The sequence below is a fragment of the Actinomadura kijaniata NBRC 14229 genome (assembly GCF_001552175.1).
Taxonomy (GTDB): Bacteria; Actinomycetota; Actinomycetes; order Streptosporangiales; family Streptosporangiaceae; genus Spirillospora; species Spirillospora kijaniata.
Genome location: NZ_BCQR01000001.1, coordinates 95021 through 110047, shown reverse-complemented (window position 1 = coordinate 110047; position 15027 = coordinate 95021). Strand labels below are relative to the sequence as shown.

At 73.7% G+C, this 15027-nt stretch carries 15 protein-coding genes; 8 read left to right on the top strand and 7 right to left on the bottom strand.

From position 1 onward, the window contains the following. Nucleotides 1-300 precede the first annotated feature (300 nt). A complete protein-coding gene (locus AKI01S_RS00520) occupies nucleotides 301-498 on the bottom strand; it encodes a hypothetical protein (RefSeq protein WP_067810901.1) in 198 nt (65 codons plus the stop codon). 120 nt (nucleotides 499-618) lie between these two features. Here AKI01S_RS00520 and AKI01S_RS00515 point away from each other — a divergent pair, with 120 nt between their 5' ends. After that, nucleotides 619-957, top strand: coding sequence for a PadR family transcriptional regulator (locus AKI01S_RS00515; RefSeq protein WP_067810898.1), 339 nt, complete (start codon nucleotides 619-621; stop codon nucleotides 955-957). Continuing rightward, nucleotides 954-1868 (top strand): HAAS signaling domain-containing protein, encoded by a 915-nt coding sequence (locus AKI01S_RS00510; RefSeq protein WP_067810895.1) that lies wholly within the window; start codon nucleotides 954-956, stop codon nucleotides 1866-1868. The genes AKI01S_RS00515 and AKI01S_RS00510 overlap by 4 nt, the downstream gene beginning before the upstream one ends. A gap of 196 nt (nucleotides 1869-2064) precedes the next feature. Here AKI01S_RS00510 and AKI01S_RS00505 read toward each other — a convergent pair whose 3' ends face one another. Beyond that, nucleotides 2065-3456, bottom strand: a complete 1392-nt coding sequence (locus AKI01S_RS00505) for an MFS transporter (RefSeq protein ID WP_067810893.1) — start codon at nucleotides 3454-3456, stop codon at nucleotides 2065-2067. Between the two features lie 96 nt (nucleotides 3457-3552). Here AKI01S_RS00505 and AKI01S_RS00500 point away from each other — a divergent pair, with 96 nt between their 5' ends. After that, on the top strand, nucleotides 3553-4338 hold the full coding sequence (locus AKI01S_RS00500; RefSeq protein WP_067811021.1) for a helix-turn-helix domain-containing protein: 786 nt from the start codon (nucleotides 3553-3555) through the stop codon (nucleotides 4336-4338). A 2-nt stretch (nucleotides 4339-4340) separates the two neighbouring features. Here AKI01S_RS00500 and AKI01S_RS00495 read toward each other — a convergent pair whose 3' ends face one another. Then, nucleotides 4341-5780 (bottom strand): MFS transporter, encoded by a 1440-nt coding sequence (locus tag AKI01S_RS00495; RefSeq protein WP_067810890.1) that lies wholly within the window; start codon nucleotides 5778-5780, stop codon nucleotides 4341-4343. 114 nt (nucleotides 5781-5894) lie between these two features. On the opposite strand from AKI01S_RS00495, the gene AKI01S_RS00490 reads away from it, so the two are divergent. Both AKI01S_RS00490 and AKI01S_RS00485 read left to right on the top strand, forming a co-directional pair. Continuing rightward, complete coding sequence (locus tag AKI01S_RS00490) at nucleotides 5895-6410, top strand: MarR family winged helix-turn-helix transcriptional regulator (protein ID WP_083998668.1); 516 nt, start codon at nucleotides 5895-5897, stop codon at nucleotides 6408-6410. Between the two features lie 62 nt (nucleotides 6411-6472). Beyond that, a complete protein-coding gene (locus AKI01S_RS00485; protein WP_245681424.1) occupies nucleotides 6473-7756 on the top strand; it encodes an MFS transporter in 1284 nt (427 codons plus the stop codon). A gap of 13 nt (nucleotides 7757-7769) precedes the next feature. On the opposite strand, the gene AKI01S_RS00480 is transcribed toward AKI01S_RS00485, so the two are convergent. Next, the gene (locus tag AKI01S_RS00480) at nucleotides 7770-8699 is read right to left on the bottom strand and encodes an NADP-dependent oxidoreductase (RefSeq protein WP_067810887.1); all 930 of its coding nucleotides are present in this window, start codon (nucleotides 8697-8699) and stop codon (nucleotides 7770-7772) included. 131 nt (nucleotides 8700-8830) lie between these two features. Between AKI01S_RS00480 and AKI01S_RS00475 the strand changes: the two genes are divergently transcribed. Further along, the gene (locus AKI01S_RS00475) at nucleotides 8831-9394 is read left to right on the top strand and encodes a MarR family winged helix-turn-helix transcriptional regulator (RefSeq protein WP_218009507.1); all 564 of its coding nucleotides are present in this window, start codon (nucleotides 8831-8833) and stop codon (nucleotides 9392-9394) included. 6 nt (nucleotides 9395-9400) lie between these two features. Here AKI01S_RS00475 and AKI01S_RS00470 read toward each other — a convergent pair whose 3' ends face one another. The 3 genes from AKI01S_RS00470 to lpdA form a co-directional block, all read right to left on the bottom strand. Then, nucleotides 9401-10198, bottom strand: coding sequence for a tyrosine-protein phosphatase (locus tag AKI01S_RS00470; protein WP_067810886.1), 798 nt, complete (start codon nucleotides 10196-10198; stop codon nucleotides 9401-9403). A 37-nt stretch (nucleotides 10199-10235) separates the two neighbouring features. Continuing rightward, complete coding sequence (gene ddaH / locus AKI01S_RS00465; RefSeq protein ID WP_083998666.1) at nucleotides 10236-11087, bottom strand: dimethylargininase; 852 nt, start codon at nucleotides 11085-11087, stop codon at nucleotides 10236-10238. A 217-nt stretch (nucleotides 11088-11304) separates the two neighbouring features. Further along, nucleotides 11305-12708 carry a dihydrolipoyl dehydrogenase gene (lpdA, locus tag AKI01S_RS00460; protein WP_067810881.1) on the bottom strand — a complete coding sequence of 468 codons (1404 nt, stop codon included), beginning with the start codon at nucleotides 12706-12708 and terminating at the stop codon, nucleotides 11305-11307. 302 nt (nucleotides 12709-13010) lie between these two features. Between lpdA and AKI01S_RS00455 the strand changes: the two genes are divergently transcribed. Together AKI01S_RS00455 and AKI01S_RS00450 are read left to right on the top strand one after the other, a co-directional pair. Beyond that, nucleotides 13011-13439 (top strand): hypothetical protein, encoded by a 429-nt coding sequence (locus AKI01S_RS00455; protein WP_067810880.1) that lies wholly within the window; start codon nucleotides 13011-13013, stop codon nucleotides 13437-13439. 235 nt (nucleotides 13440-13674) lie between these two features. Next, a complete protein-coding gene (locus AKI01S_RS00450) occupies nucleotides 13675-14994 on the top strand; it encodes an MFS transporter (protein ID WP_067810879.1) in 1320 nt (439 codons plus the stop codon). Nucleotides 14995-15027 lie beyond the last annotated feature (33 nt).

The following is a 15027-nucleotide window of genomic DNA, read 5'->3' as shown; positions in this document are numbered from 1 at the left end:
GCACAGCCCGAGCCGCCGAGCCACGGTCCGGGTCGTGGGGTCACGGTCCGGGTCGTGGGGTCACGGTCCGGGTCGTGGGGGCACGGTCCGGGTCGTGGGGGCACGGTCCGAGTCGCCGGGGCACAGCCCGAGTCGCCGGGGCACAGCCCGAGTCGCCGGGGCACAGCCCGAGCCGCCGGGGCACAGCCCGAGCCGCCGGGGCACAGCCCGAGCCGCCGGGGCACAGCCCGAGCCGCCGGGGTACGGCGACGACGTGGTGGTGGCCGGGCTGTCGCGGCGGCGCTCGGCGTTCGGGTGGGGTCAGGTCTTGCCGTAGGCGCGGCGGGCCCTGCGGGGGGTGGTGCCCAGCAGGGTCGCGATCTCGTGCCAGGTGAGGCCGTGGTTGCGGGCGCGGCGGACCTGGGTGGTCAGGGCGCGGTCGGCGGCGCGGCGGGCCTGGAGCGCGGCGTGCAGCGCGGTGAGCGGGTCGTCGTCCTCGGCGAAGCCGGTGCGGATCATGGGATCACCTCCATCTGTCAATGTAGGTTGACAGAATCCAGATGTCAACCTCGGTTGACGTGGCGGCGTACATTGCTGTGGGACTGGCAATAGTGTGTGGCGCACACTATGGTGTGACGCGTGTCCTCCGAAGAGTTGATCCTCAGTCAGGTCCAGGAGCTGCGCCGCGGAACGGTCGTGCTCGCGTGCCTGGCGTTGCTCCGGGAGCCGCAGTACGGCTACGCGCTCCTGGAGACGCTCAACGACGCCGGGATCGTCGTCGAGGGCAACACCCTTTACCCCCTGCTGCGCCGGCTGGAGAAGCAAGGTCTGCTCGTCAGCGAGTGGAACACCGAGGAGTCGCGACCCCGGAAGTTCTACCGCGTGAGCGACGAGGGGTCCCGGGTGCGCGCCGAGCTGGTGCGCGAGTGGGACGACCTGGCCGCCTCCATGGCGCGTCTGACCAAGGAGAGCCGTTGAGCGCGAACACCCTGACCGAGCGCTACGTGCACGAGGTCGTCCGGCGGGTCCCCGCCGACCAGCGTGCGGAGATCGGCGACGAGTTGCGGGCCACGATCGCCGACGCCCTGGAGGGGCGCGGGGCCGACGAACGCGCCGTGCTCGCCGAGATGGGCGACCCGATCCGGCTGGCCGCGCGGTACGCGGACCGGCCGCTGTCGCTGGTCGGGCCCGAGCTCTACCCGGCGTACGTGCGGCTGCTGACGGTCCTGCTGAGCACCGTGCTGCCGCTCGTGGCCGTGCTGGCGGCGGCGCTGGCGGTGCTGGACGGCGGGGACGCCGGCGCGGCGATCGGCAGCGGCGTCGGCGCGCTCATCACCGTGGGCGCGCAGATGATCGCGTGGCCGACGGTGGTGTTCGCGCTGGTGGAACGCTCCCGGTACCGCGACCGCGTGGTCCGCGACGCCGGCTCCTGGACCCCCGACGACCTGCCGCCGCTCCGGAACCGGGACGAGCGCGCCGTCGGGGCCGCCGCCTCGGTCGCCTGGAACATCCTGCTGCTCGGCCTGATCGTCTGGCAGCACGTCGCCACGCCGCTGGAGCACGCGGGACGGGAGGCCGAGGTCCTCGACGCCGGTCTGTGGTCGGGCTGGATCTGGCCGATCCTGGCGGGCCTGGTCGCCCTGTCGGCGATCGAGCTGGTGCGGATCGCCGTGCGCGGCTGGACCGTCCGGCTGGCGGTCTGGACCGTCGCCGCCGAGGCCCTGTTCGCGCTGCCGCTGGCGTGGGTGCTGTACCGGGAGGCGTTCTTCGACCCGGCGTTCCTGGCCGAGGTGAAGGTGCTGGACGGCTTCTACACCGTCACCGCCCTGGGCGTGCTCGCCGTCAGCGCCAACCGCGTCCTCCAGCGCTTCCGCGCCGCGCGCGGCTAGGGCCTGTTTCAAAGTGGGCCTCAGCCACGCACGCGAGCGCGTGACCTGACCTGCGGGTCCGAGGCCGGAGGCGAGGGCCCGCAGGTCAGATCGCGAAGCGATGTCGCGCTCGCCAAGTCCTGGTGAGGTGCGAGCCCCCGGGCGAGCGCCGTGGGCCAGGGCTTTGAAACACGGCCTAGCGCGCCCCGGCCGGGGCTCACGCCCTGGCGGCCTCCCCGCCGTCGGCCCCGACCGGCTCGGCGGCGGGCGGCGGGGCGGGGACCGCCGTGCCACGTCCCGCCCGCCACGCGGCGAGCGCCCCGGCCGCCAGCAGCACCGCCAGCGACGCGGCGACCCGGCCCACCCCGGCCGCCGACGACGGGGCCGACAGGTACACGCCGCCGAGCGCGGCGATGGCGGCGACGTTCGCCAGCAGGGTCGTGGTGTTGGTCAGCGCCGACAGCGCCGAGGCGCGCTCCCGCCCGACGGCGGTCGCCATCCGGTCGACGATCGGGGCGAACCCGGCGGCGTGCCCCGCGCCCGCCAGCACCAGCAGCGGGCCGACCAGCCCGAGCGGCCAGCCGTCCCGGACGGCCAGCGCCACCGCCGGCACGGCCGCCGCGAAGCACAGCGCCCCGACGACCGGCAGCGCGCGCCGCGCCGGCAGCCGCGTCCAGGTCAGGCTGACGGCGGCGAACCCCAGCGGGTAGGGCAGGAACGCCAGCCCCGCCACCAGCGGCGACCGGCCCAGCCCGTTCTGGAGGTGCAGGGCCAGCGCGAACAGCAGCGCGGTGTAGGCGGCCATCACGGCGCAGCAGGCCAGCAGCCCCGAGCGGACGCCCCGCACGCCCAGGGCGCCGAGGTCGAGCAGCGGATGCGCGGTCCGGCGCTCATAGGACGCGAACGCCGCCAGCCCCGCGCACCCCGCCGCGAACGACACCGGGCTCCACCAGGGCCACCCCTGCTCCCGCCCCAGGACCAGCGGCAGGACCAGCGCCGACATCGCCGCCGACAGCAACACCACCCCGGCCAGGTCCAGCCGCCGCCCCTTCCCGCGCGGCGCGCCCTCGGGGAGCGCCCGGCGGCCCACGGCCACGACGACGGCGAGGATCGGGACGTTGACCAGGAACACCGGACGCCAGCCCGCCCAGTTCACGATGACACCGCCCGCGATCTGCCCGATCGCCACGCCCAGCGCGAGCACCATGGAGTACAGCCCGAGCGCCCGCGCCCGCGCCGCCCCCGTGAAGTGCAGCTGGATCAGCGACAGCACCTGCGGCAGCACCAGCGCGCCCGCCGCGCCCTGCACGACGCGGCCGACGACGAGCGCAGGGCCGTTCGGGGCCAGCCCGCACGCCAGCGACGCGACCCCGAACGCGACCAGCCCCGCCAGGAACACCCGCCGGTGCCCCAGCAGGTCGCCCAGCCGCGCGCCGGTGACCACCAGCACCGCCACCGCCAGGATGTAGCCGCCGGTCACCAGCTGGAGCACCGCGCCGGACGCGTCCAGCGTCTCGCGGACGTGCGGCATGGCCACCGTCACGATCGACCCGTCCATCGACACCGTGACCTGGGCCGTCAGCAGGGCGGCGAGCAGCCCTCGACGCATGGGACCTCCTCCGGGAACGCTCGGGAGGAGTGTGGCCGCCGCCGCCCGTGCCGGGCTTGAACAAATTTGCGATGCGGTGTCTAGGCTGGTCGTGTGATGAGCCGTACCGTGGTGGCCGAGTCGCCGGAGTTCTCGGTGGTGTCGGTGCGCTGCGCCGGAGGGCGCTCCGGCTGGTCGCCGCCGGAGCCCGCCGACCAGCACCAGGTGGTGCTGGTGCGGTCGGGGCGGTTCCGGCTGCGCGCCGAGGGCTGGGGCTCGGTGATCGAGCCCGCCACGGGCTACCTCCAGCACCCCGGGGACGAGATGCGTTACGCGCACCCGGCGGGCGGCGACGCGTGCACGGCGGTCTCGTTCGCGCCGCACTTCTGGGATGAGGCGACGGACGGCCATCCCGCCACGGCGCTCCCGGTGCGGGTGGACGGGCGGATCGAGCTGGCGCACCGGGGGCTGCTGAGGTCGTCGGCGGACGCCTCGTTCGCGCTGGCCGAGCATCTGGTCGGGCTGCTGACGGAGGTCCTGAGCCAGACGGCGGTCCCCGTCCGGGGGCCCGGCGGACGCGGCCGGGCGCTGACGGACCAGGCGCGCGAGGCGCTGCTGGCCGACCATCCCGCGGCGGCGGGGCTGGTCCCGCTGGCCCGGCTGCTGGGCGTCACGCCGAGCCATCTGAGCAGGGTGTTCCGCCGTGAGACGGGCGTGACGCTGAGCCGCTACCGCAACCGGCTGCGCGTCACCCGCGCCCTGGACCGGCTGGAGGAGGGGGCGGACGACCTGGCGGCGCTCGCCGCCGAGCTGGGCTTCTCCGACCAGGCCCACCTGACCCGGACCATGCGCGCCGAACTGGGCCGCACCCCCGCCGCCGTCCGCCGCCTCCTCGCCCCCTGACCTCAGGCGGCGGGCTCGCGCGGCAGCAGGAAGGACGCCGCGAACGCGACCGCCAGCAGGGCGACGCCCAGCCACAGCGTCGCGGCCTGCGCCTCGCCGAACCGCTCGGCGAGGGCCTGGCGGGTCGGCGCGGTCCCGCGGACGCGGGTGAAGAAGAACGTCCCGACGACCGCGACTCCGACGGAGGCGGCGAGCTGGGTGACGGTGTTGTAGAGCGCCGAGCCCGAACCGGCGTCGGCGACCGGGACGTCCCGCAGCGTGAGCTGGGTCAGCGGCGCGACGACCAGGCCCATTCCGGCGCCGGCCACCAGCACGCCCCAGACCAGGTCGGTCCAGCCGGTGTCCGGGGTCGCGGCGGCGGCCGGGACGGCGATCAGCGCGAAGCCGGCGGCCATCACGACCAGGCCGATCTGGACGGTGGCGCGGCCGAGGCGGGGGGACAGCACCGCCGCCATGGTGGCGAAGACCGGGACCGCCACCGACCAGGGCAGGATCACCAGCCCCGCCCGCGCCGGGCCCATTCCCAGCCCGGTCTGCAGGAACAGCATGAACACCATGAAGAAGCCCATCGTCGGGACGAAGAACAGCATCTGGACCAGCAGGCCGCCGTTCACCGACCGGAAGCGGAACAGCGACATGCGCACCAGCGGGGCGGCCACCCGCCGTTCCCACCGGGCGAAGACGGCCAGCACGGCCAGCCCGGCGGCGAGCGAGAGCCAGGTCCACAGCGGCCAGCCGGTCCGGTCCGCCGCGGTGATCAGCGGGTAGAGCACCAGCAGCAGTCCCGCCGCCGACAGCGCGACGCCGACCAGGTCGAGCCGGTCGGCCGAGGGCGAGCGGCTGTCGGGCAGCATCCGCAGCGCGGCGACGGCGACCAGCGCGGCCAGCGGGACGTTCGCCCAGAACACCAGGCGCCAGCCCGTCCCCCACAGGTCCCACTCCAGCAGCGCCGGTCCCACGATCGGCCCGAGCGTCGCCGCCAGTCCCGACAGGGCCGCGAAGGCCGCCATCGGGCCGCCCCGTTCCTCGGGCGCGTACATCACCTGGATCTGCGACAGCACCTGCGGGATCATCGCGGCGGCGCAGAGCCCCTGGAGCACGCGGGCCGCGACCAGGACGTCCGGGTCCGGAGCCAGGCCGCACAGCGCCGACGCCGCCGCGAACCCGGCGACCCCGGCCACGAGGACGCGCCGGTGGCCGAGCATGTCGCCGAGCCGGGCGCCGCTGATCATCCCCAGCGCGAAGGCCAGGGTGTACCCGGCCTGGATCCACTGCAGGTGCGCCGGACCGGCCCGCAGGTCCGCCTGGACGGCGGGCAGCACGACGTTGAGGATCGTGACCGCGATCAGGTCCAGGAACGCCGCCAGCAGGATGACCGTGAGCGCCAGGCTCCGGTTCCTGCCGACGTCGGCCCCGGCGGGCGGGACGGTGGTGGATGTCAAGGCGGTCTCCTTGCCGGGAGGTGGATACACTCATCTCGTGCGCCACGCACTGATTGCGTGACGCAATGGTTGCGCGACGAATGTATATCCGGGGAAGCGAGGCGTGTCAAAGCGATGGAGAAGACCGACGACGGCCGGGAGGCGGGCGGCCGGGAGACGGGCGGCCGGGAGACGGGCGACGCGGCGACGGCGGATCTGATCATCCAGTCGATGCCCGATCTGGTGACCGCGTTCGTCCAGCTCAACGATCTGATCGCGGAGCGGATGGGCGTGGTGACCTCCGACTTCCACTGCCTGCACGTCCTCAACCGCGGTGGCCCGGCCACCGCCGCCGCGCTGGCCGGCCGGGTGGGCCTCACCCCCGGCTCGGTGTCCCGGATGATCGACCGGTTGGAGCGGGCGGGGCTGGTCGAGCGCCGTCCCGACCCCGGTGACCGGCGCAAGACCCTCGTCCAGCCGACCGCCGAGGGCCTGGCCCGCATCGACGCGTACTACTCCGGCCTGAACGCCCACACGCGCGAGGTGCTGGCGGGCTTCACCGACGACCAGCTCGCCTCGGCGCTCCGCTTCGTCCGGGCCGCCGGGGCCGGGGCCCGCGACGAGGTCGAACGCCTCCGCTCCCGCCCCTGACCCCCGGGTCCGGGCCCGCGCGCCGGACTCCTTTATGGTGATGAATCGTGCAAAGCGACCAGGTGATCACAGAACGGGAGCCGGACGGGGCGGCGCGGCGGGCGCCGCGGATCGCCTGGGCGCTGTGGGGGGTCGGCGTACTCGCCTACGTCGTCGCCGTCCTGCACCGCACCTCGTTCGGGGTCGCCGGGCTCGACGCCGTCGAGCGCTTCGACGCCTCGGCCGGGATCCTGGCCACCTTCACCGTGCTGCAACTGCTCGTCTACGCGGGACTCCAGGTGCCCGTCGGGCTGCTGCTGGACCGGCTCGGGCCGCGGCGGATGGTCGCCGGGGGCGCGCTGGTGATGGCCGCCGGGCAGGGGCTGCTGGCCGTCGCCGGGAACGTCCCCACCGCCGTCGTCGCGCGGGTGCTGGTCGGGGCCGGGGACGCCATGACGTTCATCAGCGTGCTGAGCATCGTGTCGCTGTGGTTCCCGGCGCGGCAGATCCCCGTGGTCACGCAGCTGACCGGGATGCTCGGGCAGCTCGGGCAGGTGCTCAGCGCGGTGCCGCTGGTCGCGCTGCTGCACGGGCCCGGCTGGACGCCCGCGTTCGGGGCGGCGGCGGGCCTCGGCGTGCTGGTCGCGGTGCTGTCGGTGGCCGTGCTCCGCGACGCCCCGCCCGGGGTGGAACGCTCCGCCGCGCCCTCGCTGCGGGAGGTCGGGCGCAACCTCGCGGACGCCTGGCGGCACCCCGGCACCCGGCTGGGCCTGTGGTCGCACTTCGTGACGCAGTTCTCCTCCAACACCTTCGCCCTGATGTGGGGCTACCCGTACCTGGTGTCGGGGCAGGGGATGGACCCGGCGGGCGCGAGCACGCTGCTGACCGTGTTCGTGCTGACCAACGTGGTCTCCGGGCCGTTCGTCGGCAGGCTCGTCGCCCGCTACCCGCTGCGCCGGTCCTGGCTGGTGCTCGGCATCGTCGGCGTCAACGTCGCGGTCTGGGCGGCGGCCCTGGCCTGGCCGCCGCCCGCGCCCACCTGGCTGCTGACGGTCCTGGTCGTCGGCGTCGCGCTGGGCGGCCCCGGCGCGATGATCGGGTTCGACTTCGCCCGCACGTTCAACCCGCCGGGCCGCCAGGGCACCGCCACCGGCATCGTGAACGTGGGCGGCTTCGCCGCCTCCCTGCTCACGATCCTGATGATCGGCTTCGTGCTGGACGCGGCGTCCCCGGGCCGGGAGTTCACGCCCGGGGCGTTCCGCGTCGCCTGGACGGTCCAGGCCCTGGTCTGGGCGGTCGGCGTCGCGGGCGTCCTGCGGACCCGCACCCTGGCGCGTCGCCGGATGCGGGCCGAGGGACTGCTCTGACCCCGGCCGGGGATCAGGGGAGCAGGACGGTCTTGCCTGGCAGCCGCCCGGCGGCGGCCGCGTCGTGGACGGCGGCCAGGTCGGCGAGGGGACGGCGGTCGGCCACCTCGATCCGCAGCCGCCCGGCGTCGACGCGGGCGACCAGCTCCGACAGCTGGGCGGCGTCGCTGCGGGCGAACACCTGCGCCGTCCGCACCCCGCGCGCGGTGTCCTCGGGCGCCGGGGTGGTGGCGCTGACCAGGATCCCGCCGTCGGCGACCAGCCCGACCAGCGCGGCGGTCTCCTCCGGCGAGGTGGGAACCAGGTTCAGCACCACGTCGAAGCGTTCCCCGGCCGCCTCCGCGACGGGGCCGGCGGTGTAGTCGATGACCCGGTGGACGCCGTGGGAGCGGATCCGGTCGGCGCTGCGCGCGCTCGCCGTCGCGGTGACGACGGCACCGGCCTCCTTGGCGAGCTGGACGGCGTAGCCGCCGACCGCGCCGCCCGCCCCGTTGACCAGGATGGTCCGCCCCTCCTCCAGCCCGGCGTGCTCGAACAGGGCCTGCCAGGCCGTCAGGCCGGTCGCGGGCAGGGCCGCGGCGTCGGGCAGGTCCACCGCGCGGGGCGCGGCGGCCAGCACCCCGGTCGGGACCGCGACGTGCTCGGCGGCCGCGCCGGCGGCGGTCATCGGCAGGAACGCCACCACCGCGTCCCCCTCCCGCCAGCCGGTCACGTCCGCGCCGACCTCGGCGACGACGCCCGCCACGTCGATGCCCGGCACGTGCGGCAGGGTCAGCGGGAACACCTCCCGCAGCGCCCCGGAACGCAGGGTCGCGTCCACCGGGTTGAACGAGGTCGCGGCCACCTTCACCACCACCTGCCCGGCGCCCGCGACCGGCCGGTCGACCTCCTCGTGCACCAGGACGTCGCTGTCGCCGTACCGGTGGTAACGCACTGCCTTCATGATCTCTCCTCACCCGTGTGCTTCGAATTCGAAGCAGCTATGGGCGTCAACCCGCTTCGAATTCGAAGCAATCCCGGTGCGCGGTGTGACTCTCGTCACATGCTTCGAATTCGAAGCAGTAGGGTGGGAGGGTGGCCGACCCCGAGACGACGCCCGACACGACGCCCGGCACGACGGACGAGGCGCTCGCCCCCGAGCAGCTGGGGGCCTACTTCGCGCTCATGGAGTCCGTCAGCCTGCTCCAGCACGCCGTCGAGCAGCAGGTGCGCGCCGAGGGCGACCTCAGCTACGTGCAGTTCCAGCTACTGGCCCGCCTCGCCGCCGCCGGCGGGCGGCTCACCATGACCGAGCTGGCCGACGGCGTCGTCTACAGCCGCAGCGGACTGACCTACCAGGCCGGGCTGCTGGAGAGGGCCGGCCTCGTCACCCGCGGCCCCGGCCCCGAGGACGAGCGCGCCACCCTGGTCACCGTCACCGACGCCGGCCTGGCCCGCGTCGCCCGGGTCATGCCCGGCCACATCCGGGTCGCCCGCCGCCTGCTGTTCGCGCCCCTGAGCGACGCCGACCTGCGCCACCTCGGCGACATCATGACGCGGGTGCGCGACCACATGCGCGCGCTCCCGCCCCGCTCCGCCGCCCCGCGCCGGAGCCGCGCCGCGTCCCGGGACGCGGCGCGGGCCGCGACGGAGGAGTGACCGGCGTCAGCCGCGCAGGGCCGCGCGGATGCGGGCCCGCGCCGCCTCGTCCAGGTCCAGGCCCCGCGACAGGAACGCTTCGAACGACCCGTAGGTCCGCTCGGCCTCGTCGAACGCCGCCTCCAGGTACGCCGGACGCTGCTCCAGCAGGGGACGCAGCAGCTCGGGGTTCTTCATCTGCCCGCTGTCGCCCAGGAACGCCAGCAGCTTGCCGTAGCTCTCGCGGTGGTAGTGGTTGGACCGCATGTAGTCCTCCATCACCGCCGGGCGCGGCGCGCCCGCGATCGTCAGCAGGATCGCCGCCATCCAGCCGGTGCGGTCCTTGCCCGCCGTGCAGTGGAACAGCAGGGGCAGGGAGGCGGCGTCGGCGACGCGGTGGAGGGCGGCGGCGAACTTCTCGCGTTCGATCGGCATCGCCACGAAGTTCCGGTTGATCTCGACCAGGACGTGCTCGCAGCGGCCGTCGCCGAAGATCTGCTCCTGCCGGGCCGGGTCGCCGCTGCCGATCACCTCGTAGAAGACGTCCAGGTCGCCGCCGGCGACCGGCAGGTGGACCAGTTCGGCGCCGGCCGGGAGCCGGTCGGCGCCGTTGGTCCGGACCTCCAGGTCGGTGCGGAGGTCGACGACGGTGCGCACGCCCGACAGCCGCTCCAGGTCGGCGTCGGTCAGCTTGTTCAGGGCGTCGGCGCGCAGCAGGCGCCCGTGGGCCGTCTCGCCCCCGCCGGTCAGGGGGATCCCGCCGAGATCGCGGACGTTCTCGGCGCCGTCGAGGGCGATATGGCCGTACTCGTCATCGAACCGCATGTCCCAATGGTCCCGGATGCCCCGGAATGCTCGGACCTCAGGTGCGCAGTTCCAGCGTGCAGCACTTGGGCCCGCCGCCCGCCTTGCGCAGTTCGCTCAGGTCCACCGGGACGGGGTGGAAGCCCGCCGCGCGCAGCGCCCCGGTCAGCCCGGTCGCCTCGGCGTTGATCACCACGTTGCGGCCGTCGCTGACCGCGTTCAGGCCGAGGACGGCGGCGTCGGCCTCGGTCGCGAGGACCGCGTGCGGGAACAGCCGCTCCAGCACCGCGCGGCTGCCGGGCGAGAACGCCCCGGGGTAGTAGGCCACGTTGTCGCCGTTCAGCGGGAACAGGGCGGTGTCCAGGTGGTAGAAGCGCGGGTCCACCAGGCGCAGGGTCACCACCGGGCGGCCCAGGTACTCCTGCGCCTCCTGGTGGGCGGCGATCTCGGTGCGGAAGCCCGTCCCGGCCAGGATCACGTGGTCGAGGGTCAGGAAGTCACCCTCGCCCTCGTTGGTGTGGGAGGGGTCCATCACCTCGAAGCCCCTGGCCCGCAGCCACGCGGCGTAGGCGGGACCCTCGGCGGCGCGCTCGGGGTGGGCGAACCGGGCCCCGTAGGCGCGGCCGCCGACGACCAGGGCGCCGTTGGCGGCGAACACCATGTCGGGCAGGCCGGGGACCGGGTCGATCAGCTCGACGTCGTGGCCGAGGGACAGGTAGGCGGCGCGCAGCTCCTCCCACTGCTTCACGGCGAGGTCGGCGTCGGCCCCGGCCGCGGGGTCCATCCACGGGTTGATGGCGTAGGAGACGGTGAAGTGCTCGGGCCGGCACATGAGGAAGCGGCGGTGGAGGGCCGTGCGCTCCGGGATCGCCGGGGCGGTGGTGGGCTCCATTGCCGGGGTGACGGTCATGCGTGCTCCCTTGGCGTTCCGAGTGACGGAGGATGGCGATCGAAAGCCTAGGAAGCCGCGGGGCGGCAGCCAATGCGCCGAAGTTGCGATGACCTGGTGGTTCGTTGCTTTTCGCGGGGCGTGTGCGGCGAATCGTTGCGCACCCGCGCGGAGGGTGCCGCGCGGACGCGCGAGGGCGGCGCGGAAACCCGCGCCGCCCTCGGGAAACGACCCTCCGTCAGAGGTTGATCATGTGCCCGGCCAGGCCGTGCACCGCCTCCTTGACGGCCTCGCCCAGGGTCGGGTGGGCGTGGACGTTGCGGGAGACCTCGTGCACGGTCAGGTCCCACTGCTGGGCCAGGGTCAGCTCCGGCAGCAGCTCGGTGACCTCCGGGCCGATCATGTGGGCGCCCAGGATCTCGCCGTACTTCGCGTCGGAGACGACCTTCACGAAGCCGTCGCCCTCGCCCATGCCGAGGGCCTTGCCGTTGGCGCTGTAGGGGAACTTGGCGACCTTGACGTCGAAGCCCTGCTCCTTGGCCTGCGCCTCGGTCCAGCCGAACGAGGCGATCTGCGGCTGGCAGTAGGTGGCGCGCGGGACCATGACGTAGTCGATCTCCATGGTCTCGGCGTCGGCGATGGTCTCGGCCGCGACGATGCCCATGGCCTCGGCGGCGTGCGCCAGCATCAGCTTGGCGGTGACGTCGCCGATGGCGAAGATGTGCGGCACGGAGGTCCGGCAGCGGCCGTCCACGTCGATCGCGCCGCGGTCGGTCAGCTTCACGCCGGTCTTGTCCAGGCCGTAGCCCTCGACGTTCGGGGCGAAGCCGATGGCCTGCAGGACCTTGTCGGCCTCCAGCACCTGGGACGCGCCGTCCTTGCCGGTGACGGTCACCTTGACCTTGTCGCCGGAGTCGTCGATGGAGTCGACGCGGGTGGAGGTGAGGACCTCGATGCCCAGCTTGCGGTACCGCTTGGCCAGCTCCTTGGACACGTCGGCGTCCTCGTTGGGCACCATGCGGTCCAGGAACTCGACGATCGTGACCTTGACGCCGTAGTTGTGCAGCACGTAGGCGAACTCGACGCCGATCGCGCCCGCGCCGGCGATCACGATGCTCTCGGGCAGGGTGTCGGAGAGGATCTGCTCCTCGTAGGTCACCACGCGCTCGGACAGGGAGGTGCCGGGCAGCAGCTTGGTGTGCGCGCCGGCGGCGATGATGCAGTGGTCGAAGGTGACGGTCTCGGACGAGCCGTCCTGCTTGGCCACCTGGACGGTGTGGGGGTCGGTGAAGGTGCCGCGGCCGTTGAACGAGGTGATCTTGTTCTTCTTCATGAGGAACTGCACGCCCTTGACGAGCTTGTCAGACACCTCGCGGCTGCGCTTGAACGCGACGCCGTAGTCGAACGAGACCGATCCCTCGGCCTTGATCCCGTACTTCTCCGCCTCGTGGGTGAAGATGTGCGCCAGCTCGGCGTTGCGCAGCAGCGCCTTGGAGGGGATGCAGCCGACGTTCAGGCAGACGCCGCCCCAGTACCTCTCCTCGATGATCGCCGTCTTGAGCCCGAGCTGAGCCGACCGGATCGCGGCGACATAACCACCCGGGCCCGCGCCCAGGACCACGACGTCAAAGTGATTGCTCATATCTAGTGACGATATTCGGCGCGCGCAGGTGCTCGCATCTCGATCGCCCCTCCGCCGGAGCCTTTTCGGTCGGCTGTTAGGGTTTCGGAGGACTCCCACAGCGATGATCCTGAGGGGCGGGTGACGCGCGTCTCACTCCGGGACCGGAACACCCCGCCCGCCGCTGTCGTTCATGCGGAGTCATCCGCGCGGACCGCCCGCGCGGCGCCGTCCCCGCGGGGAGGCGCGGACGTCGCCCCGAGGCGCGCCCCCGTTCCGCGACAGCCGGGACCGCGGCCCGGCCGAAGAGGAGGAGAAGGCGAGTGAGGATCCCCAAGCGCGTCAACACCGTCCTGGACTGGGCGGAGGCTCACCTTGGCGCACTTGCGATCGTGGTCGGCCTGGCACTGGTCGCCGCCGCCACCCTGACGCTGCCCCCGGCCGTCGGGTTCCCCATCGCCGCCCTCATCGTCGGACTGGCCGTCGGCGGGTTCGTCGACAACCTCCGCATGTCCAAACGGGTCGCCCGGCAGCGCGCCGAGATCGACGACCTGCTGCGCCAGAACGGCGCGCTGCGGCACCGCAACACCGTGCTGTCCAGCGGCGTGATCACCCGCGAGTCGCAGACCACCCAGGCGCTGCTGATGATCCCCGAGGACGACGGCCCGCTGAACATCGAGCCCGATCCCGGCCGCACCCAGAAGCTCCCGGAGCTGGAGGAGCTGCTGGAGGAGGAGCGCGGGGAGCGCTGACGGAGGCGTCGCCGGGCGCGTCGCGCCCGACCGGTGTGACCTGATCCATATTCGCCGCTCCCGGGTTATCCCTTCCGGTCTTCGGGGAGGGGGAGGCCCGGGAGGTACGACCGTGTCACTGCTGGATGACGACCCCGGACCACGGGGACGTGGGCCGCGCCCACGAGCGAAGGACGGAACCGCCGCCCGGAACGCCGGGCGGCGGTCGGATGACCGGGCCCCGGACGAGGCGGCGGTGGACGAGGCGACGGTCCGCAAGGCCGTGATCGCCTCGGCGATGGGCAACTGCATCGAGTGGTTCGACTTCGGCGTGTTCTCCGCCGGGGTGATGACCGCGATCATCGGGACGGTGTTCTTCCCCGGCGGCGAGGACGGCGCGGTGCTGCGCTCGTTCGCCCTGCTCGCGGCGGCGTTCATCGCGCGCCCGTTCGGCGGGATGTTCTTCGGGCCGCTGGGCGACCGGATCGGCCGCAAGCGCGTGCTCGCCATGACGATCATCCTGATGTCGGGCTCGACGTTCGTGATCGGCGTGCTGCCCGGCTACGAGACCATCGGCCTGGCCGCCCCGCTGGTGCTGCTGGCCGTGCGGCTGGTGCAGGGCTTCTCGGCCGGCGGCGAGTACGGCGGCGCCGCCACGATGATCGCCGAGTACGCGCCGACGCGGCGGCGCGGGTTCTTCGGCAGCTTCCTGGAGCTGGGCACGCTGGCCGGGTTCGTGCTGGGCGCGGCGCTGGTGTTCGGCGTCCACCAGGCGCTCGGCGACGAGGCCATGCGCGCCTGGGGCTGGCGGATCCCGTTCCTGATCGCGCTGCCGCTGGGCCTGGTCGGCCTGTACGTGCGGTCGCGGATCGAGGACACCCCGGCGTTCCGGCGGATGGAGAGCCGCGGCGAGACCGTCCGGTCGCCGCTGCGGGAGACGCTGCGCCACCACGGCCGCATGATCGCCATGCTGGTCGCGATCGTGCTGCTGCTGAACGTCGCCGACTACACGCTGCTGACGTTCATGCCCTCGTACCTGACGGACACCATGAAGATGGACGCCACCACCGGGCAGCTCATCACCATCGGCGTGGAGCTGGCGATGATGGCGGTGATTGTCCCGCTGGGGGCGCTGTCGGACCGGGTCGGGCGGCGGCCGCTGCTGCTGACCGCCGCGGTCGGCTTCCTGGTGCTGAGCTGGCCCGCGTTCGCGCTGATGCAGACCAATGACACCCTCGCGGTCGCCGTGGGGTACGCCGTCATCGGCGGTCTGCTGGTGCTGATCCTGGCGGTGATCGGGGCGACGTTCCCGGCGATGTTCCCCACGCGGGTGCGCTACGGGGCGTTCGCGATCGGCTACAACGTCTCGACCGCGCTGTTCGGCGGGACCGTCGCGGTGGTCGTCGGGTCGCTGATCAAGGTGACCGGCTCCACCAGCGTCCCGGCGTACTACCTGATGCTGGCCGCCGCGATCGCGCTGGTGCCGATCCTGAGGCTGCCGGAGACGGCGGGCGTCCCGATCGAGGAGGCGGGCGAGAAGGAGCCCGCCCGCGAGCGCGTCCCCGCCGCCGCCTGACCCCGGACGTGCGACGGGAGCCGGTGGGAGGAG